Raw genomic sequence first — 5,077 nt, 5'->3', positions numbered from 1 at the left:
TTAAAGTGTTCTTCAGCTAAATATCTTTCATGCTCTGATTGTAAATCGGTTCCCCATTCAACAGAATACTCGAATTTTTTGGTAGCATTTTTAAGTATTTCTATTGCTTTTGTATATTCAAGCCGCTCAAAAGGTTGTGCTAAAACATTTTTTAATTTATCTATAACTCCAGGACTTATAAATTTATTAAAAAATTCAATATCCTGTGGGCATTTTTCTAAAACAGATTTAATGCAATGTTTTATATAATCTTCAGCGCAATTCATATTGTCTTTAATATCGGCAAAAGCCATTTCAGGTTCTATCATCCAAAATTCTGCCAAATGTCTTGAAGTATTAGAGTTTTCTGCTCTGAATGTTGGTCCAAAGGTATAAATGTCTGAAAGTGCGCAGGCATAAGTTTCACCTTCAAGTTGTCCTGATACTGTTAAATATGCAGGTTTTTCAAAAAAGTCTTTTTTGTAATCAATATTATTTTTATCTGTTTTTGGTAAATTTTCGGGATCAAGTGTTGAAACTCTGAACATTTCTCCTGCGCCTTCGCAATCTGCGGCTGTAATTATTGGTGTATTAATGTATAAAAAGCCTTTTTGTTGGAAAAATTCATGAGTTGCAAATGCCAAAGTGTTTCGAACTCTTGCAACAGCGCCAAACGTATTGGTTCTTGCTCTTAAATGAGCTATTTCTCTTAAAAATTCAAAAGAGTGTCTCTTTTTTTGTAAAGGATATTTTTCAGGGTCACATTCTCCGAGTATATCAATTTTTTTTGCAAGAAGCTCAAAGGCTTGTTCTTTTCCTTGGCTTTTTACTAAATCGCCTGTAACGCTTACAGATGCACCTGTTGTTATTTTTGATGTAATCAACTCGTATTCCGGTATGTCAGAATTTAAAATTATTTGTAAATTATTAAAACAAGACCCGTCATTTACTTCTATAAAAGAAAAATTTTTAGAAATTCTTGAAGATTTAATCCAGCCCATAATTTTAAATTCTTTGCCAATATCTTTTTGTGTTATTTGGCTAATTTTTGTACGCATTATATCTCCGTAATTGATTTTTAATTATAAAAATTTCTATTCTATCCAGATCTTTAATATTACAAATAATTTAAATTCTATAAAGAGGATTAAGATGCTTCTTACTCAAATATTGAAAACCAATGCGAAAAAACACGGATCAAAAATTGCATTTTCGCAAAAAATTGGATATAGAATCTGCAGTTTTAATTATGCACAAATATATGAAAAGGCTATAAAGTTTGCAGTATTTTTGCAAAGTTTGAACATTAATAAGGGTGATAAAGTTTTAATTATTGCACCGAATTCTCCTTATTGGGGAATAGTTTATTGGGGTACTATATTAAATGGATCAATTTTAGTTCCAATTAACATTCAAAGTAGTTCTGAAATCGTAATAAAAATAATAGAACAAACAGAGCCAAAACTTATTATAAAAAGTAAATTTTTAAATTTAGATTTATCCGAAGAAATAAATAGTTTATATATTGAATTTTTATCTGATTATATAGATGAATTAAATAAAAAGAATTTTATTCAAACAGATTTGCAAGAGAATGATTGTGTGGAGATTTTGTATACTTCGGGAACTACAGGCGATCCAAAGGGAGTTGCGCTAACGCATAAAAATATATTTTCAAATGTAATTGCCGTATCTAAAATAGTCCCATTAAAACTTGGGCAAGAACGATTGCTATCTATTTTACCATTAACGCATATTTTTGAACAAACTATAGGCTTTTTTTTAGCTCAAAAATATGCCGCTCATATTGTATATGTTCATTCATATTCTTATATAAAAGACTTACTTAAAGAATATAAGATTACGAAATTATTGGCAGTTCCTGAATTTTTAAAAGTTCTAATGAAAAATATAGAAGACCAATATGCAAAAAAAGGTATGTTTGGCTTATTTAAAATTTTTAAAAAAATGGCTTATAAATTTAATTATAATTTTTTATCCAAATTAATATTTTTTCCTATACATAAAAATTTTGGCTGGAACTTAGATATATTGGCGAGCGGTGGCGCATTTTTAGATCCCAAGCTAGAAAAAGATTGGAATTCCTTAGGATTTGTAATTTTACAAGGTTATGGATTAACTGAAACATCACCGGTTATAAGTTGTAATAGCTTAAATTATAAAAAACTGGGTTCTGTAGGCAAAATTATAAGTAATGCTGAAGTTATATTGGGGAAAGATAATGAAATTTTAGTAAAAGGTCCGTGCGTTTTTTCCGGTTATTATAAAAACGAAGAAAAGACAAAAGAATCATTTGATGAAAATGGCTTTTTTAAAACTGGGGATATTGGATATTTTGATAATGAAAATTTTCTATTTATAAAAGGCCGAAAACGTTATGTAATAATTGGGCCAAATGCACAAAATATTTTTCCGGAAGATATAGAGCAAGAATTAAATGAAATAGCTGGAGTCAAAGATAGTTGTGTTTTAGGATTAACATCTAAAACAGGCAATGTCAGGATACATGCAGTTTTATTACTGGATAATAATAATGTAAACCCCGAAAAAATAATTGAAATAGCAAATTTAAAATTGGCAACATATCAAAAAATTTCTGATTTTACGGTTTGGCAAGAACCTGATTTTCCAAGATCAGCAACAAAAAAAATAAAAAGAGAAGCTGTTTTGAATATTGTAAACGATATTTTTTTAAATAAAGTTAAACAAAAGAATGAAGTTGGCGTAACGCCTTTAATAAAATTACTGAATCAAATTAGTGGTATTTCTGAAAATTTAATAAATAACCAGACCAGAATAATATCTAACTTACAATTAGATTCACTTATGCGAGTTGAGCTTATATTAAGAATAGAGCAAGATTTTGGTGTATTACTTGATGAATCTTTAGTAAATGAAAACACTACCGTAAGTAGCTTGCAAGAATTAATAGATAAAAAAGAATCAGTAAAACGAGTAATTATTTTGAAAAAATGGCCTAGAACTTTTTGGGCTTCCATTATAAGAGCTTTTGCCCAATTTAAAATAATATTGATTAGCAAAATTTTTTTCAGAATTAAAGTAAGGGGTTTTTATAATATAAAGAATATAAGTGAACCGGTATTATTTATGCCTAATCATATAAGTTATGCAGACCCGTTAGCAATTCTAATGGCATTGCCATATAAGTTTAGGAAAAAATTATGTTTTGCAGCTGCAAAAGATGTTTTATATGGTGAATTTAAATATATATCCTGGCTTTCCGATTTGTTTTTTAATTCTTTTCCATTACCTCGAGGCAATGGCGATAATATTAAACAGGGCCTAGATTCAATTGGGCAACTTTTGGATAAAAATTATTCCATAGTTGTATTTCCTGAGGGGAAAGTTAGTGACAGCGATTTTTTACCATTAAAAAGGGGGGCCGGGCTTATGGCCGTGGAAATGGGTGTCCCTGTTATTCCTATAAAGATAACCGGTACTAAAGACATTGTTCCTTATGGAAAACTATTTCCAAGAAAAATAGGTAAAGTAATAGTTGAATTTGGTCGGCCTTTATATTTTAAAAAAGCTACTCAATATCAAGAGGCTACTAATATTATTGAATTAAATATGCGGCAATTATAAACTTTGTCTTTTACTTATTGGTAGCGTGACGGTTTTTCAATCTATCTTAGATCAAAATTATTATAATAAAGTTTAAATATTTTTTGAAAAAAACATTTTTTGAATGAAAAGTTATTAATTTTAGCTATAAATCGATAATATACTCAAAAAGTCGATCTGATTGATATTTTGCCTGTTTGAAAATATGTTTAAAATATAGCTATTTTGGTGCATAAAAAATAATTTGAAAAAAAATTAAAAAAATCCTTGCAAAGAAAAATGATTGGTGTATTCTATAACCATCGTCGAACGAATGACGAAGCAAAATGGAGTGAAAAAGTTTGAAAAGTTCTTTGAAATACATAGTTTTCAGGTAAGAATTTTAAAAATTTCCTGAACCCAAAAGATTCTTAAAAATTCCGATACGGAGAGTTTGATCCTGGCTCAGAATGAACGCTGGCGGCGTGCCTAACACATGCAAGTCGAACGAGAAAGTTTCTTCGGAAACTAGTACAGTGGCGAACGGGTGAGTAACACGTGAGAATCTACCTTTTAGTGAAGGATACCCTCGAGAAATCGAGACTAATACTGCATAAGCCCTGCGGGGGAAAGACGGCCTCTTTGCTGTCGCTAAAAGATGAGCTTGCGGACTATTAGCTAGTTGGTAGGGTAATGGCCTACCAAGGCGATGATGGTTAGCCGACCTGAGAGGGTGACCGGCCACACTGGAACTGACACACGGCCCAGACTCCTACGGGAGGCAGCAGTGGGGAATATTGCACAATGGGCGAAAGCCTGATGCAGCGACGCCGCGTGGAGGATGACGGTCTTCGGATTGTAAACTCCTGTTAAGTGGGAAGAAAGACTCATAAGTAATATGTATGAGGGATGACGGTACCACTAGAGAAAGCTCCGGCTAACTTCGTGCCAGCAGCCGCGGTAATACGAAGGGAGCAAGCGTTATTCGGAATTACTGGGCGTAAAGAGCGCGTAGGTGGTTGATTAAGTTGGTTGTTAAATTCCTTGGCTCAACCGAGGTTCGGCAATTGATACTGGTCGACTAGAGGACAAGAGAGAGAAGTGGAATTCTCGGAGTAGCGGTAAAATGCATAGATCTCGAGAGGAACACCGGTTGCGAAGGCGGCTTCTTGGCTTGTTTCTGACACTAAAGCGCGAAAGCGTGGGGAGCAAACAGGATTAGATACCCTGGTAGTCCACGCCGTAAACGATGATCACTAGATGTAGGTTTTGTTTTGCAAGATCTGTGTCGAAGCTAACGCGTTAAGTGATCCGCCTGGGGAGTACGGTCGCAAGATTAAAACTCAAAGGAATTGACGGGGGTCCGCACAAGCGGTGGAACATGTGGTTTAATTCGACACTACGCGAGGAACCTTACCTGGGTTTGACATGTAATCGACGATCATAGAGATATGGTTTTCCAAGTTTACTTGGACGGTTACACAGGTGCTGCATGGCTGTCGTCAGCTCGTGT

2 protein-coding genes and 1 rRNA gene are annotated in these 5,077 nt (G+C 33.2%); 2 read left to right on the top strand and 1 reads right to left on the bottom strand.

Translation table 11 applies throughout. The annotated features are described in order from the left end of the window. On the bottom strand, nt 1-1,037 hold a 1,037-nt coding region (gene asnS, locus KKE07_01545; protein MBU4269541.1), incomplete at its 3' end, for an asparagine--tRNA ligase. Between the two features lie 94 nt (nt 1,038-1,131). Between asnS and KKE07_01540 the strand changes: the two genes are divergently transcribed. Beyond that, complete coding sequence (locus tag KKE07_01540; GenBank protein ID MBU4269540.1) at nt 1,132-3,606, top strand: AMP-binding protein; 2,475 nt, start codon at nt 1,132-1,134, stop codon at nt 3,604-3,606. A 400-nt stretch (nt 3,607-4,006) separates the two neighbouring features. After that, nucleotides 4,007-5,077, top strand: a 16S ribosomal RNA gene (locus KKE07_01535); the annotation flags it as partial.

This window comes from Candidatus Dependentiae bacterium (assembly GCA_018897535.1).
Taxonomy (GTDB): Bacteria; Babelota; Babeliae; order Babelales; family UASB340; genus UASB340.
Note: the sequence above shows the minus strand (reverse complement) of the source record. Positions and strands in the feature narration are given on the sequence as shown.